Consider the following 20,034-nt stretch of genomic DNA (forward strand, 5'->3'; position numbering starts at 1 on the left):
TGTGGCGCTCTACCGGATCAGTTGCCGCATGTCTTTAAGCACATCGGGAAAATCGCGAGCGGTATGGCGGGCCTCGCGGACAAGCACGTCGAAATCGGTGGTAAATGTTTCGATGCGCGCGCGGTCGCGAAAGGCCATATAGTGCCCGCCAGCGTAGAAGACCGCGAGCAGAGGGCCAAAGATCGTAACGGGCGCGGAATAGAGCTTGCGGGCATCGAATTGGTAGAGCCGCAGACGCGGATAAAGTTGCGTGCTCAGAGCGATCAACTGATCCGTCTGATCAAGCCGTGTTGTGACCGGCAAACCGGCATAGTAGCCGCTGCCCCGGATAAAACTTTCGATCTCGTAAAGTGGCATTGCGATTTCATATTCGGACCGGGCTTGCCGCATCCAGTCCAATCTGTCGCGGGACGCATTGATCGCCTGCTGAGTGGTGCGGCCCAGATGGGGGCCGTATTCCCATTGCAGCATGGCTTCGGTCTTAAGCATATCGGGTAAGGTTGCGGGAACATGCCGGATTTTGTATCCAGCCGCTTCGCGATGCCATGCATAGATCTGTTCGTCTACCAAAGCACGCGGGGCCTGTGAAATCTCGAAACTGTTGGTGACAAGATCAGCGGCCGTTTCGGGACGGTCGGAAAGACCCAAAAGCCAGTCCGACGACACGCCCAAAGCATGCGCCGCCGCCCCCACGACATGCGCACTGGGAAGCCGTGTGGCCGCACCGCCGAGCGCTTGTGACAGGGTGGAGCGATCAACGCCGATCGCGCGGGCCAGACCGCTTTGTGTCAAATCGCTTTCGCCAAGCGCCTGAGAGAGGCGCGCGCGGAAGGTCAGGGCGCGATCATTCTTGGTGAGTTTTCTCTGCATCTGGTGAAAGTTATCACAAGATGTGGGAAATGTTAATCGTTGTCCGAATTGTCCACATCGGAAGGCTTATGCAGTCTAGGTCAAAACTGATGTGATCGGAATTAAATGACCACCGCCCTCCTACCGCAGCTTAGCCAAGCCCCCTCAGAGCAAACACCGCCCACCCGAATTGTAACCGTAGATTGGCGTACCTTCAGCGTGCTGACAGGTTGCCTTTTGGTCTGGGGTCTTGCGCTCAGCATGCCGCAAGGGTGGCAGGCCTTCAGCTTTGTGTTGCTGGTTCTGTCGCTGACGTTGCATTCATCGTTAAGCCACGAGTTGCTGCATGGTATCGTGGTGCGTTCAAATCGCATCTCGACGGCCATCGGATTGATCCAGCCAGGGCTCTTTGTTCCCTACCTCAGGTTCAAAGAGCAGCATCTCGCGCACCATCATGATGCCCGTCTGACTGACCCCTACGACGATCCTGAATCCCACTATCTTGACCCGGCGGTTTGGGAACGTGTCCCGTTCTTGCTGCGACTTGTTTTACAGATGAACAACACATTGCTGGGCCGCATGATCCTTGGACCTGCTATCGGGCTGGCGGTATTCTGGACGGGTGACCTACGCCGGATTGCCAAGGGGGACACCAAAGTGCTTGCCCATTGGGTTTCGCATGTACCGGGCGTGTTGCTGGTGCTTGGTGTGGTAGCATGGTCCGAGGTGAGCCTGTGGAGCTATCTTCTTGCGTGTTATGGAGCCTTATCTGTCCTTCGCATCCGCACCTTTCTGGAACACCGCGCACATGAGCGCGCATCAGGACGCACCGTGATTATCGAGGATAGCGGTCCACTGGCGTTTCTATTTCTCAACAATAACTATCATGCGGTGCACCACATCCACCCGCAGGTGGCGTGGTACAGATTGCCTTCGGTGTACCGTGCCCGCCGCGCTGCATTTGTCGCGCGAAATCAGGGGTATGTGTACCGTTCATATGGGACGATCTTTGCGCAGTATTTGCTGCGCGCCAAAGATCCCGTCGCGCATCCGCTCTGGCGAAGGGGTCATAAATAGACCTATAGCAGTGGGATGAACGCTTTCGTCCCCGAATTCTGGATCATCGTGACGCTGGCAGCTGCCGCGTTTCAAACCGTCCGCTTCATGCTGCAGAAGCATTTGGCGACTGCAACGCTTTCGGCAGCAGGGGCCACATATGCGCGGTTCTTCTATTCACTGCCGTTCATACTGGCCCTTTCAGCGCTCTATCTGGTCTATTCGGACACCCGCCTGCCTGCGGTTAGTGCTTCGTTCTGGGGCTTTGGTATTTTGGGGGCGGGTTCCCAGATTTTGGCGACGGTCTGCGTCGTGCTGTTGTTCAAACAGCGCAATTTTGCGGTAGGCATCACGTTCAAGAAAACCGAAGTCATCCAAACCGTTCTGGTAGGGTGGCTGTTGCTGGGCGAAGGGGTCTCGCCGCTGGGGTTCGGTGCAATTGCCTTGGGCATCACAGGTGTGCTGATCCTTTCGGCAAACCCGGACACCAAGGGGTTCAGTCTGGGCGAGATAGGCAACCGTGCAGTGGGGTTGGGGCTTGCCTCGGGCATACTTTTTGCCTTTTCGGGTGTCAGTTATCGCGGCGCGACACTGGCAGTGGCGGCAGATGACCCTGTGCTGCGTGCGGTGGTGACACTGGCAGCGGTGGTGAGCATACAAACGGCGATGATGGTGGTCTGGTTGCGCTTGCGCGAGCCGGGCCAGATGCGTGCGGTGTGGGATGCGCGGCGGGTGGCGGTCTGGATCGGATTAACTTCAATGGCGGGGTCATTGTGCTGGTTCATCGCATTTGCGGTGCAGAACGTGGCCTATGTGGCCGCACTGGGACAGATCGAGTTGATCCTGAGCATGGCGGCATCAACCCTTTTCTTCCACGAGCGTATCTCTCCGCGGGAATTGATCGGCATGGCCGTTTTGGTCTGCTCGCTGGTCATGCTGGTGCTGGTGATCTAATACCACTTCGCTGACAGTGTTCCTTTGCTGCGAACCCTGCTTTGCAACGCCTACTCCGGCATTGGAGTGCCGCGCAGGCGAAGGAACAGGCTCTCTTCATCGTTGTTTTTGAAGTAGGGAACGGAGGCGGGCGGTGATCGGTCGTCGGCACGGGCTTCGACCTCTGCCAGCACAACTTCGGTGATGAAGGGCATGTCAAAGGAACGTGCCTTATCCAGAGGTACCCATTGCAGGTGGCTCAACTCGTCGCACGCGGCGTCAAAGTCATCGAGGTCTGTTGCGATGTCGTCGGCATCCACCAAAAAGAAACGCGCATCAAACCGGCGCGGGCGGCCGGGGGGCGTCAGGGCGCGGAAGGTGAATTGCAACGCTGAGGCATCCGGCAGGTGACCGGTAGCGGCGAAAGTCTCCCAATCAGGGGGCGGTGTGTGATCCCATGCGCCTGGTGTGCCGAGAATAAGGCCGGTTTCCTCCCACAATTCACGCACTGCAGCAACGGCAATGGCGTGGGCGAGGGTGGCGTCGGCATCTTCGGCAAGGCGTGAATGGCAGGTTTCGGGTAGCGGGTTGGCAAGCGGAATGTCGGCATCCCCTGCGTCCACAGCGCCACCGGGAAAAACGAACTTGTTGGGCATGAACACAGCCTTGGCACCGCGCTGACCCATCAGAATGCGGGGCGCTGTCAGTCGGTCGCGCAGGACGATCACCGTTGCAGCGTTGCGTACTTGGCTTTTGTCGATGGTCATAGATGCGTCCCGTCCTTGTTCAGACCGGGACGGGGGTCAGGTGTCGTCGCCGAACCCGCCCATGCCCTTGGCCCACTGAAAGCCGATCATGGCTCCCTTCAGTCTGGGCAGAAGGTAAAGCGACAGGCCGACACAGCCAACCGCAAAAATGGTGAACAGGGTCAAAGGCTCGGGACGCCATTTAACAAAGACCCAGTGCAGCATCGGCGCCATCAGATGACCGACGATCAGGATCGTCAGGTAGGCAGGGCCATCATCGGCTTTGTGGTGAAACAGCTCCTGCTTGCACACAGCGCAGTCGTCATTGACCTTAAGATAGCTTTTCAGGATCGGACCGGAGCCGCAGTTCGGACATTTGCCGCGCCATCCGCGCAGGATCGCGCCCCAGAAAGGTCGCTCCTCCGAGGTGTCGGTCAAAGGCATAGAAGAATCGGCATGCTGGGCTTGATCGGTCATTTGTTGTCCTACTCTGCATTCCATGTGCGCCTGATGGGCGAGAATTGAAAGACCTCAGATAGCTATTGCGGCGCGATGTCGCAAATTTCGACATCTGAAACTTTTTTCGACGGAAAGCCGGTGATGGCCCGTTTGATGATCATCTGGCCCGGAAAAACCGGGTCGATGGATCATTACAGGAGAATGACATGATCAACGCTTCATACACAAAGATTGCCCTCTTGGCCGGACTGATTGCTGTAGGCGGCGTGGCCGCTCAGGCAAAGTCGGGTGACAAGGGTGGGATGTTCGAGCAGATCGACGCGGACGGCAACGGTTCTGTCACGCAAGAAGAGCTTCGCGCCCATGCGGCGGCACGCTTTGCGACAGCCGATGCGAACGGTGACGGCTTTCTGACAGCCGAAGAGATGCAGGGCGCGCGCGGAGGAAAGCGGGCTGAAAAGATGCTCGAGAAGCATGATACCAATGGCGATGGCACACTGGACGCGGCAGAGCTGGAAGCCGCTGGCGGAAAACGTCAAGGCAAGCGTGCGGGCAAGATGATGGAACGTGTGGACACCAACAAGGACGGCAAAGTGTCCTTGGCCGAGATGACGGAGCGTCGTGATCCGGCAAAGATGCTCGAACGTCTTGATGCAGATGGTGATGGTGCCTTGAGTGCCGAAGAGTTCGCCAAGGCACGTCAGGGTGGCAAGCGCCATTCGAACTAAGCGATTGGACCGGAGGCGGTTTTTGTTGCGCCTCCGGTCTGCTACGTCATGCAAATGTACAACCAGATAGTGCCTGAAGAAGCAGACCCCGAGGCCGCGTTGCTTGAACGCTATGCTCAGGGTGACACGACAGCGGCGCGGGCCTTGACGGCCGCGCTGACGCCGCGCGTCTATGGACATGCTTTTCGTGTTCTGGGTGACGGGGCAGAGGCAGAGGACGTGACACAGGAAGCACTGCTGAGATTATGGAAAATTGCGCCGGAATGGCGCACAGGCGAGGCCAAGGTGACGACGTGGATTTACCGGGTGACTGCAAATTTATGTACCGACAGGCTGCGCCGCCGTCGCGGACCCGGCCTTGACGAGATTGAAGAACCCGCTGATCCCTCAATGAGTGTCGAGCAACGGCTTCAGGAAATAACCCGTCGGGATGCGTTGCAGGCCGCCTTGGACACCCTTCCGGATCGTCAAAGACAGGCAGTGGTCTTGCGACACATTGAGGGATTGGCCAATCCGGAGATTGCGGCCATTCTTGACACAGGGGTCGAGGCTGTTGAAAGCCTCACGGCTAGGGGAAAACGTGCACTGGCCAAGGTATTGCACGGGCAACGAGAGGCATTGGGATATGAAGATGACCAGTAGAAACCAGAACAACGATGCCATGCTGGAAGACTTGTTTCAGCAGGCGCGTGCCACGCCTCCGCATGCTCCCGATGCCTTGATGGAACGGGTGCTGGCAGACGCGCAGCAGGAACAGCCAAGGCCGGCTTTCAAGGGCTGGCGTGACTGGCTCGGGGCTTTGGGCGGTATACCCGGTCTGAGCGGGCTGGTTACTGCCAGCTGCGTGGGGTTCTGGCTGGGTATTGCACCACCCGATGCGGTGCCAGATCTGACAGCGACAGTGTGGGGCGTAGAGACCGAATACACGGAAGATAGTTTTGACAGCGCAGGGGTGTCGGCCTTTGGCTGGGATATCGAAGAGGATGCGACCGATGGATAACACTCAATCCGCACGGCGCTTGCCCCGCGCTTTCAAATGGGCATTCGGCATCTCTCTGGCGCTAAACCTGGCTTTTGTCGGTGTGTTTGCCGGAGCGGCCCTGCGCCACATTGGTGACGGCCCTCAAAAGCGCGGTCCTCGTGATATCGCGCAAAGTTATGGCACACCTTTTGTGCGCGCACTGCCACGCGAGGCGCGGCGGGACCTGCGGCAAAGCATGCGTCAGGGCAATCCGTCCGTGATGTCCACGCGTGAGGGGCGACGGGGTGTTTACCTTGAAATGGCTGAAATTTTGCGGGCTGATCCTTTTGATGCAGATTCCGCAACGGCCTTGCTGTCAGGCCAATCCGAGGCAGCACAGAATGCTCAGGCCCGTGCGCAGACAGCATGGTTGCGTATTGTCGGGACCATGCCGCACGCTGACCGCATGATGGTGGCAGACCGGCTTGAAGAACAGCTGAATGAAAGGCGATTCAAAAAGGACGGGCGCAAGCCCTGAGCCGCCCGCTTGCTCTGATGGGTGCTGCGCGGTAGGGACGCAAGCAATCAGGGACGGAGCGCAATATGGAATTTGAAGACACACTCGGCGATGAGGATGAAGTGCTGGCCACGGCCAAGGCTTCCAATGGACGCCGGTTTCTGGGGTTGGTTTCCCTCGCGCTTTTGGGCGTGCTGGTAATCTACATTTCGTTTGTGCGCCCGCCCAGCATGGGCTGGCAGATATTCCTGCTGTGCATCGGTGTCGGATCGTTGTGGTTGGCAGACAAGATGCGCCGCGCGACGGCAAGCTGCATAGAACTCACCAGAACCGAAATCCGCGATGGCGACGGGACATTGATCGCGCGGGTCGAAGATGTCGAAGGCATGGACCGCGGCGTTTTTGCTTTCAAACCGTCCAATGGCTTTTTGTTGCGGACCAGCACGTCTGCGCCGCGTGCATGGCGTCCGGGTCTGTGGTGGCGCATCGGCCGCCGCATAGGCATCGGCGGCATGACCCCCGGCAGCCAGACCAAATTCATGTCCGAAGTTCTGGCGGCCATGATGGCATTGCGCGACCCGCACCAATAGGGCGGATCGCGCAGCTTACTTTGTCACTCGTTATGAAGGTTGTTCAAGGCATCAGCCATTGGCGACTTCGAACTGTCTAGTTACACTGTTCCCAGCACACGCGCGGTGCAAAACGGGGACGGGTGAACACGAAATTGGTGATCTCGCGACGCTCCAGACCAGTTGCGAAGGGCGGATCGTATTCGCTCCATGTCTCAACCAGCATGATACGCTCACCGTCAGGCAGGACTGGCAATTTGGTCTGCCACGTCTCGACGTCATCGCTGCTCAGTTCAGCCACGGTACCGTTGCTTTTCGACCAGTCCGCGAAGAAGCGGTCTTGCGCAGCATCATACCAGAGGGACGAGACACGCAGCGCCGATTGTCCCTGACTTTGCGACAGGTATTCGAACAGCTGGAGCGTTCCTGTAAGATAGGCCTGATCCAGTGGTGCTGTCTCACGCGAGATAGAGTCGCCAATGGTAAAGGCCGCCTTCTGGTTGATGCTATACGTCCGGAAAGCGTCGAAGATTGAGAACATCGACAGGAATGCCCAGAACATCACAGGCAGAACAATCATAGCTTCAAGCGCGATGGTGCCGTCTTCGTTCCGGCCAAAACCGGACAGGCGGGATTTGATCCGTGCTAAGAACATTAACCTGGCTCCTGAACAAAGGCTGCGGAGGAGACCATCTTGGCCTTGCCGGAACCGTCTTTTTCAAATGCGTAACCCAGACCGCTTGTTGGATAGATCGGGTCGAACTTGATGCAGGCACGCAGCATCATCATCTGGTTCTCGCGACCCAAGGTGAAACCGCGTACTGGTTCAACAGGTTCTGACGTGTCGACACAGTCCGCAGTTTGTTCGAACTGGGCGAAGTCGCGCGGGTTGATCGAAACCATCTCGAGGCGCAGTGTCTCTCCGCAGTTTTCAAGCCAACCCGAGTTGTCACAGATCATCTGTTTGATGTCGTCGTGCGTGTAATCCTCGTTCGTGTTGAGGCGCACAAAGCGCACAGCGAGGTCCAGGCCGCGGTCCAGATACATCTGGCGCATGGAGTAGATACCCATTTCAACCGCCATCAGGAATGCACCGAACAAGAGCGGAACAAAAATGCAGAATTCAATCACGAGGGCGGAGCCGTCCTCGCTGCGGCGAAAACGCCGCAGGAAGTTTTTGACTGGCTGTATCATTGTGTGAGCCTCAGCTGGTTGATCTGGCGGGCGATGGACGAGAACGCTTCGGTGATCTCGACGCCTTCCACCCGGAAGAAGTGGCTGGGTGAGGAAGCGCAGTCGCGCATCACGTTTGCACCGTGGTCCTGAACCTCAAAACCAATAGTCCAGATGACGATCTTCTTTTCTTTCGCAGCTTCACAGACGCTTGAGAGCAAACCGTCACCCTGAGACGCATCATACTTCTGGGTGTAGAAGTTTCTATGGTAGTAAGAATTCACATATCTGCTGAGGTAGTAGTTCAGGTTGTAGTTCGCCCAGTGCACGATCTCGGAGCTTGAGTCGTAATAGTAGTCCGGGATCCGCATTGATTTGTCGTTTTGACCGTCCGTCATAAGGATGATCGTCTTGAGCGTCTCGTCATCATTGTAACCGGTTGGACGGTTGGCAAAGACAGCGTCGACGTTGCCCTGATTGGCAAGCTGGTAATTGATCGAGCGGAACGAGGGGTCGAGCATAGCCGAGCCCCATTTCATGCCCAAAAAGATCGACGTACCCGCACGCGGCTTGAGCTGCGAGATCTGCCCTTTGAGATAGCTGGCATTCTGGCTCGTTGGAATGATCCGTTCGTAAGAATAGCGAGGGCAAACGGTGTCATACCGCGTGTTTTGAGTATTGCCGGATTCATTGGAGTAGCTGTTCCACTGGTAGTGCTGCATCTGCTCGTACGTCATTGTCTTGTTGAGCGCGACGCTTGAGAACTCACTGTCCGGAAACTCGATGCAGTGTGAATAGTTGTGCAGCGTGTTCACATTCAGCTGGTCATAGATCATCGGACCAGCGTTCACGTGCTCTGAATAAGGAACGAGCGATACGGAAATAAGGTCTTCGTCAGTATCGTCCAGCACGGTGTCGATGAACGTCGCCGCCGCGTTCTTGAGGTTGTCCATCTTGCCGTTGTTCTTCATCGAACCAGAGATGTCGACCACGAGGGAAATCTCAACTTTGTTGACCTTCTCCTCAGCGCGCGAAACGCCCGGCACAATCAGATTGTCGACGCCAAGGTAGTCCATGAACTGCGTTTTGACGGTGGTGGACGCGTCCACCTTAACATTACGGAAGTTCAGGCCCTGGTTCACTTCGACATTTGAAACAAAGTCGGCCATGCCAGACTTGGCAAAGTAATCATGAACAACCGCTGTGGGGTCCAACAACTGGTCAAGGTCAGCCGCAGCGAGCACAGCGCGGTCGGCAACAGCCTGAATGCGCGTGCGCTCCATCTCGTGGCGCATCATGTCAACACCGATACCGCCGATCATAATCATGCAGAAGATCATGAAGCATGCAAAGATCGTGACCATGCCGTCCTCTTCCTTCGCAAAACTGCGGTAGAACGCGGTGAAGTCGCGAAACTCTTTCATTTGTCGTTTCATAATCGTTAACCTTTCCAGCCTAACCCTCTTCGGGGTGTTCCCATTCAGTGGGCGGACTTTTCCGTTGGTCTGTTGTGCCGTCAGAACGTGGCGGAAATGGGGCAAACTATTGGCAAATATAGGTATTTTTGGACATGTTTGAGCATCAATGCAGCCGAAGTTGGGCGGTTGTTGCGCCATCAGATACAGTCGGCTTCAAAACGGCCTTATACTGTGGCCAGTGTAAGGAATCGCGTTAACGATGAATAAAGTCGCAGGTTGCAAATTTGCAGCCTATGGTCGGACCCAGCCTTGAGCCGAGTCGCCTGTCCGCGATGCTCCCCCACAGCCCCCGATCTTGGAGGCGAGACGAACAGGAGAACCAGATGCAAACCAAGAACGAGCCGAGTTTCCGCGATAGTGTCGACATTATGTTCAACCGTGCTGTTGCGTTGATGGACCTGCCTGCCGGGTTGGAAGAGAAAATTCGCGTCTGCAACGCGACCTACACCGTCCGCTTTGGTGTGCGCTTGCGCGGCAAGATCCAGACATTCACAGGCTACAGATCAGTTCATTCAGAACATATGGAGCCGGTGAAAGGCGGCATCCGTTACAGCCTTGGCGTGAACCAGAACGAGGTGGAGGCGCTGGCCGCGCTGATGACCTATAAGTGTTCGCTGGTCGAAGCCCCCTTTGGTGGCTCCAAGGGTGGCTTGTGTATTGATCCGCGCGAATATGACGATCACGAGCTGGAACTGATTACCCGCCGCTTTGCCTATGAGCTGATCAAGCGGGACATGATCAACCCCGCACAGAACGTACCGGCACCCGATATGGGGACCGGAGAGCGTGAGATGGCGTGGATCGCCGATCAGTACAAACGGATGAACACCACGGACATCAACGGCGTGGCCTGCGTGACCGGCAAGCCGATCAACGCGGGCGGTATTCAGGGCAGGACCGAAGCGACAGGTCGTGGCGTGCAGTATGCGCTGCATGCGTTTTTCCGCGACAAACAGGGAATGGAAAAAGCGGGGCTGACCGGCACGCTAAAAGACAAAAGGGTCGTGGTGCAGGGTTTAGGCAACGTCGGCTATCACGCGGCCAAGTTTCTGAGCGAGGAAGATGGTTGCAAAGTCACCGCAATTATTGAACGCGACGGCGCTTTGCACGATGAGGCGGGGCTGAATGTGCAATCAGTCTATGACTGGATCGGCAAGCACGGTTCGATCCTCGGTTATCCAAGCTCCAGCGTAGAGAGCGCGGAGGAAGGTGCCAAGATGCTGGAGACGGAATGCGATATCCTTATTCCGGCGGCTCTTGAGGGGGTGATCAACCTTAGCAACGCAGAAAATATCAAGGCACCGCTGATCATCGAAGCAGCCAATGGTCCGGTAACGGCGGGGGCTGACGACATTCTGCGCAGCAAGGGGACGGTAATCATTCCGGACATGTATGCGAATGCGGGCGGTGTGACGGTATCCTACTTTGAGTGGGTCAAGAACCTCAGCCATATCCGCTTTGGGCGCATGCAACGCCGTCAAGAAGAAGCGCGTCACCAGTTGGTCGTGGACGAATTGGAGCGGCTGTCCGCCGACAGCGGCATCGGCTGGCAGCTAAGTCCGAACTTCAAAGACAAGTATTTGCGCGGCGCGGGCGAGTTGGAACTGGTCCGGTCGGGGCTGGATGACACGATGTCGACGGCATACCAGTCCATGGCCGACGTCTGGCACGGGCGCGATGACGTAGAAGACTTGCGCACCGCGGCTTATCTGGTGTCGATCGAAAAGGTGGCCGCAAGCTACCGCGCCAAGGGATTGTAGGACAGCTGCATAATTCCAGACGCGGTTTTCTGAATAGACGCCCGTTTGCAGGCGGACAGGGCCGCAGCGCTTTGGTAGGCATCTGTTCATGATGTTTGATCTGCCAAATGATGATGCGCTTTATGCTGCCCTCATTGCCCGCGATGCAGGGTTCGAGGGGCGCGCCTATGTCGGTGTGACATCGACCGGCGTGTTTTGTCGGCTGACCTGTCCTGCCCGCAAGCCCAAGCGTGAGAACTGTGTGTTCTTCGACCGGGTCGGGCTGTGTATCGAAGCGGGCTTTCGGGCGTGCAAACGCTGTCATCCTCTGGCCCCTGCGGCACAGAGTGATCCGACGATTTCGCGATTGCTGGTCGTTTTGGAAGCTGAGCCATCACGCCGGTGGCGGGAACGGGATATCGCGCAGATGGGGCTGGATACCTCGACCGTGCGGCGGTCGTTCAAACGGCAATTCGGCATGACCTTTCTTGAAATGGCGCGGCTTTCGCGATTGCGCACGGCCGCGCAGATTTTGCCGGAAGGGGGCCGCGTAATCGACGCGCAGATGGAAGCCTCCTATGACAGTCCTGCAGCATTTCGTGCGGCCTTTGCCCGTTGGTTGGGGGTGGCACCGGGCAAATTTGTTAAGGATGCGCTGCTGAGGGCCGACTGGATCGACACAAAGCTTGGACCGATGATTGCGGTGAGTGATGCGCAGGCGTTGCACCTGCTGGAGTTCGCCGAGCGCAAGGCGCTGCCTGCGGAACTGAAACGGCTTTATGCGCATGCCAAGGGGTCATTGGGTTTCGGGCGGTTCGGACCGATTGATCAGATTGAACGGGAAATGAACGCCTTTATGAGAGGGACCAGCGCGGATATCCGCACGCGGCTGGCCCCATTGGGAACGCCGTTCCACCAAGAGGTGTGGCGCAGGCTGCGGGACATTCCGGCAGGGCAGACACGGTCCTATTCGGAGGTGGCACGGATGATGCAGCGGCCTGACGCCACCCGAGCTGTTGCGCGGGCAAACGGTGCCAATCCGATAGCGATTGCGATCCCTTGTCACCGCGTCTTGGCTGCCGATGGGGCGTTGACCGGATACGGTGGTGGGCTTTGGCGCAAACAGGCTTTGTTAGAAATCGAGCGGGGATTTGCGCAGGCAAAAAAGGAATGATGATGAACCAAGGCGAAAAGGCAGAGGTATTCAGAGCGTTGCACCAACGCGGCACGCCTTTAGTATTGTGGAACGTTTGGGATGCTGCGTCGACAAAGGCTGTGACGCAGGCGGGCGCCAAAGCGATTGCGACGGGCAGTTGGTCGGTGGCAGCGGCATTGGGGTTTGAGGACGGCGAGGCATTGCCATTGGATGATGCCCTGCGTGTCGCTCGCCAGATCGTCGGCGCAACCGTTCTGCCTGTCAGTGTTGATTTCGAGGGCGGGTATGCTGTCACTCCGCAAGGCTTAGAGCGCAATGTTTCACAGCTGATTGCGACGGGTGTTGTGGGGCTGAATTTCGAAGATAGGGTCGTGCGTGGTGAAGGGTTGCATACTATTGAAGATCAATCCGCACGCATTGCAGCGATCAGGAAGACAGCAGATGACGCAAGTGTCCCGCTGTTCATCAATGCGCGAACGGATGTTTTCTTTCAGGACGATGGTGTTCCACCAGCCGCGCATATGGAAGAGGCTTTGGAACGCGCGGCGGCTTATGCAAAGGCTGGAGCGGACGGTGTTTTTGTGCCGGGTCTGTCTGATCTGTCACTGATACAACGGCTCGCTCAGGCACAACCACTGCCGGTTAATGTGATGCGGATGGGCGCGGATATTTCTGTTGCCGCATTTGCCGCAGCGGATGTGTCAAGGGTCAGCCACGGCCCTGGACCCTTCATTGCAGCGATGAAAGCACTGCGTGAAGGCGCGCTCGTTTGAATGGCGCTCACGGAAAACCATGAAGATTTACCGCGAGGTTTTGCGAAAAACCGTTGAACCTTGATCCTTTGCCTGACTAGATGACCCGATCGAAGATGGGGATGCACAGGATGCGGTTTTCAGGATTACGCGTGTTGCGCGAAGGGTTGACCGGAAACAAGGGCTGGACGCCCCATTGGCGCGATCCCGAACCCAAGGCTGAATACGACGCCATCATTATCGGCGGCGGGGGCCACGGGCTGAGCACCGCATATTACCTTGCCAAGAAGCATGGGCTGACCAACATCGCTGTGCTGGAAAAGGGATATCTGGGGGGCGGGAATGTCGGGCGCAATACGACGATCGTGCGGGCGAACTACGGGATGGAAGGCAATTCGCAATTCTACTCTCATTCTCTCAAACTCTGGGAGGGGCTTGAGCAGGACCTGAATTACAACGCGATGATGTCCCAGCGCGGCGTTTTGATGCTGTGCCATTCCGATGGGCAGCGCGATGCCTTTGCGCGGCGTGGGAACATGATGGCGGCGCAAGGCGATGATGCGGAATTGCTGAGTGCGCAAAGCGTCCGTCAGATGCTCCCTTATCTTGATTTTGAGAACACGCGGTTTCCGATCTACGGCGGCTTGCTGCACCGCCGCGGCGGGACGGCAAGGCATGACGCGGTAGCGTGGGGTTACGCACGGGGGGCGGATCAACGTGGCGTTGACTTGATCCAGCAGTGCGAAGTTACTGGCATTGATATTGAAAACGGTGTGGTCAAAGGGGTTCAGACCACTCGCGGCGCAATCCGTGCGAAGAAGGTAGGCGTAGTCGTTGCAGGCCGATCATCTCAGGTGGCGGCGATGGCCGGGATGCGGTTGCCAATCGAGAGCCATGTTTTGCAAGCCTTTGTGACAGAAGGGCTCAAACCGGTAATCGACCATGTAATCAGCTTTGGCATGGGTCACTTCTATATCAGCCAGTCGGACAAGGGTGGTCTGGTCTTTGGCGGCGATCTGGACTTCTATTCCTCTTACGCGGCCCGCGGCAACATGCCGATGATGGAGCATGTCATGGAGGCGGGCATGACCCTGATGCCGATGATCGGGAAGGCCAAGGTGCTGCGTTCGTGGGGCGGGATCATGGATATGACGCCTGACGGCTCACCTATTATTGACAAGACAGAGACCAAAGGTTTGTTCATCAACTGCGGCTGGTGTTACGGCGGGTTCAAGGCTGTGCCGGGATCTGGCGATGCATTCGCGCATCTGATGGCCACGGGAGAACATCATACAGCAGCGGCGGCTTACCGGTTGGACAGGTTCCGGATCGGTGCGGGGTTGATGGACGAAGAAGCAACAGGATCGCAGCATAATTTGCACTAATCGAGAGCAGCGAATGCGGGATCGAGTTTATGGGCCAAGTGAAGCCGGGCGTCGGTGATTTGACGGGAGTTTGGGTGTGAGAATTGACTGTCCGATATGTGGTCTGCGTGACCGGCGGGAATTCTATTATCAGGGGGCGGCCAGCATGTTGGCGCGGCCGGCACCTGGCACCGGTGTCGACGTCTGGGATGACTACCTGCACCTGCGCGACAATCCGGCAGGCGCTCTGGAGGAGTTATGGCATCATGACGCGGGCTGCGGCAGTTGGCTGGTGGTGACGCGGGACACACGCACCCACGAGATATCGAAGGTGGCCTTGGCGGCGGATACCAAGCAGGCCATGGGAGCTCTGTCATGAGGATTGCTGGTAAAGGCATCGTGAACGGGGGAAAACCCGTTCAGTTCAAGTTTGATGGTGTGAAGTTCAACGGTTTTGAAGGTGACACGGTGGCCTCTGCGCTTTTGGCCAATGGGGTTACCCTGATGGGACGGTCCTTTAAATACCACCGGCCGCGCGGCGTGCTGAGCGCGGGCAGTGAGGAGCCTAATGCGTTGATGACCGTGGGTAAGGGGCCGGATGCAGAGCCCAACGTGCGCGCCACACAGCAAGAGATTTATGACGGATTGGTTGTGCGCTCGCAGAATGCATGGCCGAGCCTTGATGTCGACCTGATGGCAGTGAACGATCTGGCGGCACCATTTCTGGGCGCGGGGTTCTACTACAAAACCTTCATGTGGCCGAAGCGGTTCTGGGAGAGCATTTACGAGCCGGTGATCCGCAAGGCCGCAGGTCTGGGTGGTCTGTCAGGCAAAAGCAATGGCGATACCTACGAAAAGGCCTTTGCATTTTGCGATCTCTTGGTGATCGGTGCGGGGCCCGCCGGTTTGATGGCAGCGCTGACAGCCGCAAAGGGCGGCGCGGATGTGATCTTGGCGGATGAGGACAGCCTAATGGGCGGGCGACTGAATGCCGAGAGCGGCGCGGTCGGACACCAGTCGGGGGCCGCTTGGGCGGCGTCGGTTGTGGCTGAACTCGCGGCGATGGACAACGTGCGCTTGATGCCGCGCACCACGGTCACAGGGGCCTACGACGGTGGCATGTATGGTGCGCTGGAGCGGGTAAACCAGCACACGGATCGTCGGAGCGGGGGCGCACCACTTGAGTGTTTCTGGCGCATTGCAGCCAAGCGCAGCATTCTCGCGGCAGGTGCCATTGAGCGGCCTGTGGCATTTCAGAACAATGACCGGCCGGGGATCATGACGGCGGGGGCCGTCAGGGCGTACGTCAACCGTTGGGGCGTGAGCCCGGGCAAACGGGTCGCTGTCTTCGGCAATAACAATGATGCGCATCGGACCGCACGCGATCTTGTGCAGGCGGGCGTACACGTCGCGGCGCTGATCGACAGCCGCAAGGATGCTGTCGTCGAGGGTTTCGGGGGTCGCGTGATCAAGGGTGGGCAGGTCTGCAATTCCGGCGGGCGCAAGGCGCTCGAAAGCATCACCGTGCGCACCGATGAAGGTGAGGAAGCCTTGCAAGTGGATTGTCTGGCGATGTCGGGGGGGTGGAACCCAACGGTGAACCTGACTTGCCATATGAATGGGCGTCCCACATGGCGTGAGGACATTCAGGCCTTTGTGCCGACACAAGGTGCCGTGCCGCATATGGATGTTGCGGGGGCCTGTGCGGGTACGTTTTCGACGCACGGCTGTATGGAAGCAGGCGTTTCCGCTGCCCACGACGCGTTGAAGGCGCTGGGCAAAAAGACTGTCGAGGTGGCTATTCCGGTCGCTGAAGATGAGGCTTACGCGTTGAATCCCCTTTGGGCGGTGGCTGGAAAAGGCCGGGCTTGGCTGGATTTCCAGAATGATGTTTCGGTCAAGGACATCCGGCAAGCTGTCGTCGAGAATTTCAAATCCGTCGAACATATGAAGCGGTACACCACGCAAGGCATGGCGACGGATCAGGGCAAGAACTCAAATGTCGCGGCATTGGCTGTTCTGGCAGATGCGACGGGGCGTGGCATACCCGAGACAGGTACAACTACCTTCCGTCCGCCCTATGTGCCGGTCAGCATTGCGGCGATGGGGGCAGGGGGCCAAGGCCACGGGTTTGCTCCTGAACGGCACACGACGTCACACCGTCAATCGGTTGAGGCTGGTGCACCGATGATTGAAGCGGGGCTTTGGTACCGCCCGAGCTATTTCCCGAAAGGCGGCGAGACGACATGGCGTGAAAGCTGTGATCGCGAGGTGGCCTATGTACGCCAGAGCGTCGGTGTCTGCGATGTCTCGACCTTGGGCAAGATCGACATCCAAGGGCCGGATGCGGCGGCGCTGCTGGATTTCGTCTACACCAATATGTTCTCGACGCTGAAAGTCGGGCGCGTACGCTATGGTTTGATGCTGCGTGAAGACGGACATGTCATGGATGATGGCACCTGTGCGCGTCTGGACGAGCAGCACTTTGTGATGACCACGACGACGGCGGCAGCGGGTGCCGTGATGCGGCATCTGGAGTTTGTAACGCAGTGTTTGCATCCAGAATGGAAGGTCACGTTCACCTCTGTCACCGAGCAGTGGGCGCAGTTCGCTGTTGCCGGACCAAAGGCACGAGAGCTGCTGAACGGATTGCTCGTCACCCCGATTGATGCGGACAGCTGGCCGTTTATGGCCTGCGGTGACGTGTCCGTCGGTGGTGTTGCAGGACGTCTGTTCCGTATCTCGTTCTCGGGTGAACATGCCTACGAGATCGCTGTGCCGTCGCGGTACGGTGCGTCACTGTTCGAAGTGCTGACCGAACGGGCGACAGCGCTGGGCGGCGGTCTTTACGGGATGGAAGCTTTGAATGTGCTGCGTATCGAAAAAGGCTTCATCACCCATGCGGAGATTGAAGGACGCGCGACCGCATTTGACATCGGAATGGGACGGATGATTTCGACCAAGAAGGATTGTATTGGCAAAGCTATGGCCGCCCGCCCCGGATTGGTTGACGAGATGCGCCCGCAGTTGGTGGGGCTAAAGCCGGTGGAGCCGGAAGGCACGCTGTCCGGTGGCGCGCACCTGTTTGACCAAGGCACCGAAGCGGTGAGGATAGAGTATCAAGGACATGTGTCCTCCGTCGGGTATTCGCCGGATCTGGGGCATATGATTGGATTAGGCTTTCTGCGGCGTGGACCTGCCCGCAAGGGCGAAGTGGTTGCGATGATCGACAAGATGCGCGGGATCGAGACACTTGTCGAAGTCTGCGATCCGGTCTTTATCGATCCGGAAGGGGAGCGTGTGCGTGGTTGAGTTGACACAAAAAACACCCTGCGCGGGCCTTTTGCCGGTGACCTATGGAGATGTGACGCTAGAGGAAGTTAACTTGGGGCCGATCACCTCTTTGTCGGCTTTTGATGACCTCTCAAAAATGGCAGCGGCATTGAAGAAGGCACACGGGTTGTCTTGGCCAAAGCCGCAGGAAAGCCATTTGAAAGACGACGTGCGCTGTCTCTGGTTCGGGCGGAAAGAGGTGCTTCTCACGGGCGTGGCACCTGATGAAAGCCTGAGAAAGCATGGCGCTGTTGTGGACCAGTCCGATGCTTGGGCAGTGGTGTCTGTTAATGGCGAAGGGACGACCGATGTGCTGGCTCGATTGGTACCAGTCGATCTTCGTGACAGCGCGATGCCGGTGGGCGCAACGGTGCGTAGTCAGGTGCAGCACATGCAGGGATCAATTACCAAACTGGCAAGCGATGAGTTCATCGTCATGGTGTTTCGCTCAATGGCGACAACACTTGTACACGATATGAAACAGGCCATGGCAGCAGTCGCGACACGCAAGTAAACTGGGTCAAATACACGAATCGTAAGCGGGAGTTCGACATGGTGCGTTTGTTTTTAGGTGCGACAGTGATCGCGGCGGCATTGGCTGGCCCGTTAATGGCGCAGAGCTCTGAAAAAGAGACGCAGTGCGGTTATCAGGCAGAAGTTGTGAAAGCGATTCAGCAGGCCCGCCTTGACCGTGTCAGAGAACGCAAGGTTCAAGAGCATGTACTTGCGGTGGCGACCTGGCCGGATAACTACAATACGGCCATTCCTCTGCTGACCCCATGGGTTTACGAAATGAAAATGCGCGACGTGCGCAAACAGGATCTGGCCGCAGCCTGGACAGAGTTGTGTCTGGCGCAATAGCCAGACGAACTTGAAGCGCTTTCCTGTATCTTTCCAAACAATTGCCTTGCGCAGCTGGGCTGCAAGTTGCTTCATACTGCAAGATCAGGGCAAGACTACAGCATCCATATGCTGAGCGCAGCGCCTGACTGGATTGAACCACAATGGGGTGGTCTGTCGTGCCGGTACGGGCGCGTCGTGTCCGATTGCAAAAGGAAAGAACTATGCCTGTCATCCGCATCGAAGTCCCCGAAGGAACGGCGCAAGATATCAAGGGCCGCATACGCGACGGCGTAAAGCAGGCAGTACTGGATACACTTGCTCCCAAGGAAACCAAATACGACTATGTCGCGGTCCGCGAAGCTTATGCGGAACTGGGGGATGGCTTACCGCTTGTGACAGTCGATCTGCGACCCGGCCGCGAAGCTGAGCGCAAGAAAGCACTGGTTGATGCGATTGCTGCTATCCTCAAGACCGAGTTGGGATCGGATCCTGTCGATCTTTATGTGCTGTTTCGCGAAAACCCTGCGGAAAACCACTATACCGGCGGAACACCCTTGCCCGACTGGGTGCCGGCGGACGCATAATTTTTCTGGCCAAAGTTTGCAGCATCCAAGGGGATTTTCATGAGCTTATCCGACATTCGGGCCCTGACCTTTGACACAGGCGGTACAATTCTGGATTGGCATACCGGCTTTTCACAAGCGCTTGGCAACGCGGGGGCAAACCACGGGATAAATCGGGACTGGCCGTCGCTTGCGAACGAAATTCGGCGCAAGGGGCTCGGCAAGGTTGTTAATCTGGGAAAAGACGCACCGCCGCCGCATAACTTCGACGGGGCACACCGGATGGCGCTGGAAGAAGTGATAGCCGAGCACGGGTTGGAGGCCTTTACCGAGGAGGAACGTCACGCCATTGCGTATGACGCACCACATGCATTCGAATGCTGGCCGGACTTTCCACCGGTCCTCCCGAAACTACGCGAGAAATATATCTGCGCGTCGTTCACGATACTGAGCTTTCGTATCATCATGGACACCGCACGCCGCAATGGCCTGGCATGGGACGCTGTTTTTTCCTGCGAAGCGATTGGCAAGTACAAGGTGCTGCCCGAAGCCTATGATACAGTCGCGCATTATCTGCAGCTCGACCCGTCGCAGATTTGTATGGTCGCCTGTCACAACTTCGATCTGGATGCCGCCAAAGGCCGCGGCTACAAAACTGCATTTGTCAGGCGTCCTATGGAATGGGGCAAGGATGGCCCGCCGGACCCCGAGCCGAACGAAATTCATGATATCGTCGTCGATGATTTCGCATCTTTGGCGCAAGTGCTTGGCGTGACAGCATGATTTGCGTTTCAATGCCCGACTGGCCAAGCAGC

23 protein-coding genes are annotated in these 20,034 nt (G+C 57.4%); 17 read left to right on the forward strand and 6 right to left on the reverse strand.

Annotated features, from left to right (window positions below; translation table 11 throughout):
* Positions 1-9: 9 nt before the first annotated feature.
* The gene (locus Z946_RS0113970; protein ID WP_025056349.1) at positions 10-870 is read right to left on the reverse strand and encodes a helix-turn-helix domain-containing protein; all 861 of its coding nucleotides are present in this window, start codon (positions 868-870) and stop codon (positions 10-12) included.
* Positions 871-975: 105 nt separating this feature from the next.
* On the opposite strand from Z946_RS0113970, the gene Z946_RS0113975 reads away from it, so the two are divergent.
* Both Z946_RS0113975 and Z946_RS0113980 read left to right on the forward strand, forming a co-directional pair.
* A complete protein-coding gene (locus Z946_RS0113975) occupies positions 976-1,926 on the forward strand; it encodes a fatty acid desaturase (protein ID WP_081780832.1) in 951 nt (316 codons plus the stop codon).
* Between the two features lie 15 nt (positions 1,927-1,941).
* A complete protein-coding gene (locus tag Z946_RS0113980) occupies positions 1,942-2,859 on the forward strand; it encodes a DMT family transporter (protein ID WP_025056351.1) in 918 nt (305 codons plus the stop codon).
* 50 nt (positions 2,860-2,909) lie between these two features.
* On the opposite strand, the gene Z946_RS0113985 is transcribed toward Z946_RS0113980, so the two are convergent.
* On the reverse strand, positions 2,910-3,605 hold the full coding sequence (locus tag Z946_RS0113985; RefSeq protein WP_025056352.1) for an NUDIX hydrolase: 696 nt from the start codon (positions 3,603-3,605) through the stop codon (positions 2,910-2,912).
* Between the two features lie 36 nt (positions 3,606-3,641).
* Positions 3,642-4,061, reverse strand: a complete 420-nt coding sequence (locus Z946_RS0113990) for a DUF983 domain-containing protein (protein WP_025056353.1) — start codon at positions 4,059-4,061, stop codon at positions 3,642-3,644.
* Between the two features lie 188 nt (positions 4,062-4,249).
* Here Z946_RS0113990 and Z946_RS0114000 point away from each other — a divergent pair, with 188 nt between their 5' ends.
* The 5 genes from Z946_RS0114000 (at position 4,250) to Z946_RS0114020 (ending at position 6,839) form a co-directional block, all read left to right on the forward strand.
* Complete coding sequence (locus Z946_RS0114000) at positions 4,250-4,771, forward strand: EF-hand domain-containing protein (RefSeq protein WP_025056354.1); 522 nt, start codon at positions 4,250-4,252, stop codon at positions 4,769-4,771.
* 54 nt (positions 4,772-4,825) lie between these two features.
* The gene (locus tag Z946_RS0114005; protein ID WP_037969760.1) at positions 4,826-5,413 is read left to right on the forward strand and encodes an RNA polymerase sigma factor; all 588 of its coding nucleotides are present in this window, start codon (positions 4,826-4,828) and stop codon (positions 5,411-5,413) included.
* Positions 5,403-5,771, forward strand: a complete 369-nt coding sequence (locus tag Z946_RS0114010; protein ID WP_241461336.1) for a hypothetical protein — start codon at positions 5,403-5,405, stop codon at positions 5,769-5,771. Before Z946_RS0114005 ends, Z946_RS0114010 begins: the two co-directional genes overlap by 11 nt.
* Positions 5,764-6,270 carry a periplasmic heavy metal sensor gene (locus Z946_RS0114015; RefSeq protein ID WP_025056357.1) on the forward strand — a complete coding sequence of 169 codons (507 nt, stop codon included), beginning with the start codon at positions 5,764-5,766 and terminating at the stop codon, positions 6,268-6,270. Before Z946_RS0114010 ends, Z946_RS0114015 begins: the two co-directional genes overlap by 8 nt.
* A gap of 65 nt (positions 6,271-6,335) precedes the next feature.
* On the forward strand, positions 6,336-6,839 hold the full coding sequence (locus Z946_RS0114020; protein WP_025056358.1) for a hypothetical protein: 504 nt from the start codon (positions 6,336-6,338) through the stop codon (positions 6,837-6,839).
* A 76-nt stretch (positions 6,840-6,915) separates the two neighbouring features.
* Here Z946_RS0114020 and Z946_RS0114025 read toward each other — a convergent pair whose 3' ends face one another.
* Genes Z946_RS0114025 through Z946_RS0114035 form a run of 3 tightly spaced genes read right to left on the reverse strand, consistent with a single transcriptional unit; the run spans position 6,916 to position 9,427 of the window.
* The gene (locus tag Z946_RS0114025; RefSeq protein ID WP_025056359.1) at positions 6,916-7,473 is read right to left on the reverse strand and encodes a TadE/TadG family type IV pilus assembly protein; all 558 of its coding nucleotides are present in this window, start codon (positions 7,471-7,473) and stop codon (positions 6,916-6,918) included.
* Positions 7,473-8,012, reverse strand: coding sequence for a TadE/TadG family type IV pilus assembly protein (locus tag Z946_RS0114030; RefSeq protein WP_025056360.1), 540 nt, complete (start codon positions 8,010-8,012; stop codon positions 7,473-7,475). Before Z946_RS0114030 ends, Z946_RS0114025 begins: the two co-directional genes overlap by 1 nt.
* A complete protein-coding gene (locus Z946_RS0114035; protein ID WP_025056361.1) occupies positions 8,009-9,427 on the reverse strand; it encodes a Tad domain-containing protein in 1,419 nt (472 codons plus the stop codon). Before Z946_RS0114035 ends, Z946_RS0114030 begins: the two co-directional genes overlap by 4 nt.
* Positions 9,428-9,792: 365 nt before the next feature.
* Here Z946_RS0114035 and Z946_RS0114040 point away from each other — a divergent pair, with 365 nt between their 5' ends.
* The 10 genes from Z946_RS0114040 to Z946_RS0114085 all read left to right on the forward strand — a co-directional run bounded on the left by Z946_RS0114040 (position 9,793) and on the right by Z946_RS0114085 (position 20,002).
* Entirely contained in the window at positions 9,793-11,229 is a 1,437-nt protein-coding gene (locus Z946_RS0114040) for a Glu/Leu/Phe/Val family dehydrogenase (protein ID WP_025056362.1), read from the forward strand.
* A gap of 88 nt (positions 11,230-11,317) precedes the next feature.
* Positions 11,318-12,382, forward strand: coding sequence for a bifunctional transcriptional activator/DNA repair enzyme AdaA (locus Z946_RS0114045; RefSeq protein ID WP_025056363.1), 1,065 nt, complete (start codon positions 11,318-11,320; stop codon positions 12,380-12,382).
* A gap of 2 nt (positions 12,383-12,384) precedes the next feature.
* On the forward strand, positions 12,385-13,137 hold the full coding sequence (locus Z946_RS0114050; RefSeq protein WP_025056364.1) for an isocitrate lyase/PEP mutase family protein: 753 nt from the start codon (positions 12,385-12,387) through the stop codon (positions 13,135-13,137).
* A gap of 110 nt (positions 13,138-13,247) precedes the next feature.
* Complete coding sequence (locus Z946_RS0114055) at positions 13,248-14,501, forward strand: sarcosine oxidase subunit beta family protein (protein WP_025056365.1); 1,254 nt, start codon at positions 13,248-13,250, stop codon at positions 14,499-14,501.
* Between the two features lie 76 nt (positions 14,502-14,577).
* The gene (locus tag Z946_RS0114060) at positions 14,578-14,859 is read left to right on the forward strand and encodes a sarcosine oxidase subunit delta (RefSeq protein WP_025056366.1); all 282 of its coding nucleotides are present in this window, start codon (positions 14,578-14,580) and stop codon (positions 14,857-14,859) included.
* Positions 14,856-17,792, forward strand: coding sequence for a sarcosine oxidase subunit alpha family protein (locus tag Z946_RS0114065; protein WP_025056367.1), 2,937 nt, complete (start codon positions 14,856-14,858; stop codon positions 17,790-17,792). Before Z946_RS0114060 ends, Z946_RS0114065 begins: the two co-directional genes overlap by 4 nt.
* Positions 17,785-18,327: a sarcosine oxidase subunit gamma gene (locus tag Z946_RS0114070; RefSeq protein ID WP_025056368.1), complete on the forward strand. Its 543-nt coding sequence runs from the start codon at positions 17,785-17,787 to the stop codon at positions 18,325-18,327. The genes Z946_RS0114065 and Z946_RS0114070 overlap by 8 nt, the downstream gene beginning before the upstream one ends.
* A gap of 38 nt (positions 18,328-18,365) precedes the next feature.
* A complete protein-coding gene (locus Z946_RS0114075; RefSeq protein WP_025056369.1) occupies positions 18,366-18,674 on the forward strand; it encodes a hypothetical protein in 309 nt (102 codons plus the stop codon).
* A 203-nt stretch (positions 18,675-18,877) separates the two neighbouring features.
* Positions 18,878-19,240 (forward strand): tautomerase family protein, encoded by a 363-nt coding sequence (locus Z946_RS0114080; RefSeq protein WP_025056370.1) that lies wholly within the window; start codon positions 18,878-18,880, stop codon positions 19,238-19,240.
* 39 nt (positions 19,241-19,279) lie between these two features.
* Positions 19,280-20,002 carry an HAD family hydrolase gene (locus tag Z946_RS0114085; protein ID WP_025056371.1) on the forward strand — a complete coding sequence of 241 codons (723 nt, stop codon included), beginning with the start codon at positions 19,280-19,282 and terminating at the stop codon, positions 20,000-20,002.
* Positions 20,003-20,034 lie beyond the last annotated feature (32 nt).

Source organism: Sulfitobacter noctilucicola (assembly GCF_000622385.1).
In the GTDB taxonomy this organism is placed as follows: Bacteria; Pseudomonadota; Alphaproteobacteria; order Rhodobacterales; family Rhodobacteraceae; genus Sulfitobacter; species Sulfitobacter noctilucicola.

Bases quoted from the DNA above. Each gene is read 5' to 3' on its own strand.
- Z946_RS0114005 (WP_037969760.1), top strand. From the start codon at position 4,826: ATGTACAACCAGATAGTGCCTGAAGAAGCAGACCCCGAGGCCGCGTTG.
- Z946_RS0114065 (WP_025056367.1), top strand. From the start codon at position 14,856: ATGAGGATTGCTGGTAAAGGCATCGTGAACGGGGGAAAACCCGTTCAG.
- Z946_RS0114015 (WP_025056357.1), top strand. From the start codon at position 5,764: ATGGATAACACTCAATCCGCACGGCGCTTGCCCCGCGCTTTCAAATGG.
- Z946_RS0114040 (WP_025056362.1), top strand. From the start codon at position 9,793: ATGCAAACCAAGAACGAGCCGAGTTTCCGCGATAGTGTCGACATTATG.
- Z946_RS0114030 (WP_025056360.1), bottom strand. From the start codon at position 8,012: ATGATACAGCCAGTCAAAAACTTCCTGCGGCGTTTTCGCCGCAGCGAG.
- Z946_RS0114025 (WP_025056359.1), bottom strand. From the start codon at position 7,473: ATGTTCTTAGCACGGATCAAATCCCGCCTGTCCGGTTTTGGCCGGAAC.
- Z946_RS0113980 (WP_025056351.1), top strand. From the start codon at position 1,942: ATGAACGCTTTCGTCCCCGAATTCTGGATCATCGTGACGCTGGCAGCT.
- Z946_RS0113975 (WP_081780832.1), top strand. From the start codon at position 976: ATGACCACCGCCCTCCTACCGCAGCTTAGCCAAGCCCCCTCAGAGCAA.
- Z946_RS0114075 (WP_025056369.1), top strand. From the start codon at position 18,366: ATGGTGCGTTTGTTTTTAGGTGCGACAGTGATCGCGGCGGCATTGGCT.
- Z946_RS0113990 (WP_025056353.1), bottom strand. From the start codon at position 4,061: ATGACCGATCAAGCCCAGCATGCCGATTCTTCTATGCCTTTGACCGAC.
- Z946_RS0114055 (WP_025056365.1), top strand. From the start codon at position 13,248: ATGCGGTTTTCAGGATTACGCGTGTTGCGCGAAGGGTTGACCGGAAAC.
- Z946_RS0114050 (WP_025056364.1), top strand. From the start codon at position 12,385: ATGAACCAAGGCGAAAAGGCAGAGGTATTCAGAGCGTTGCACCAACGC.
- Z946_RS0114020 (WP_025056358.1), top strand. From the start codon at position 6,336: ATGGAATTTGAAGACACACTCGGCGATGAGGATGAAGTGCTGGCCACG.
- Z946_RS0114080 (WP_025056370.1), top strand. From the start codon at position 18,878: ATGCCTGTCATCCGCATCGAAGTCCCCGAAGGAACGGCGCAAGATATC.
- Z946_RS0114045 (WP_025056363.1), top strand. From the start codon at position 11,318: ATGATGTTTGATCTGCCAAATGATGATGCGCTTTATGCTGCCCTCATT.
- Z946_RS0114035 (WP_025056361.1), bottom strand. From the start codon at position 9,427: ATGAAACGACAAATGAAAGAGTTTCGCGACTTCACCGCGTTCTACCGC.
- Z946_RS0113985 (WP_025056352.1), bottom strand. From the start codon at position 3,605: ATGACCATCGACAAAAGCCAAGTACGCAACGCTGCAACGGTGATCGTC.
- Z946_RS0114010 (WP_241461336.1), top strand. From the start codon at position 5,403: ATGACCAGTAGAAACCAGAACAACGATGCCATGCTGGAAGACTTGTTT.
- Z946_RS0114000 (WP_025056354.1), top strand. From the start codon at position 4,250: ATGATCAACGCTTCATACACAAAGATTGCCCTCTTGGCCGGACTGATT.
- Z946_RS0113970 (WP_025056349.1), bottom strand. From the start codon at position 870: ATGCAGAGAAAACTCACCAAGAATGATCGCGCCCTGACCTTCCGCGCG.
- Z946_RS0114085 (WP_025056371.1), top strand. From the start codon at position 19,280: ATGAGCTTATCCGACATTCGGGCCCTGACCTTTGACACAGGCGGTACA.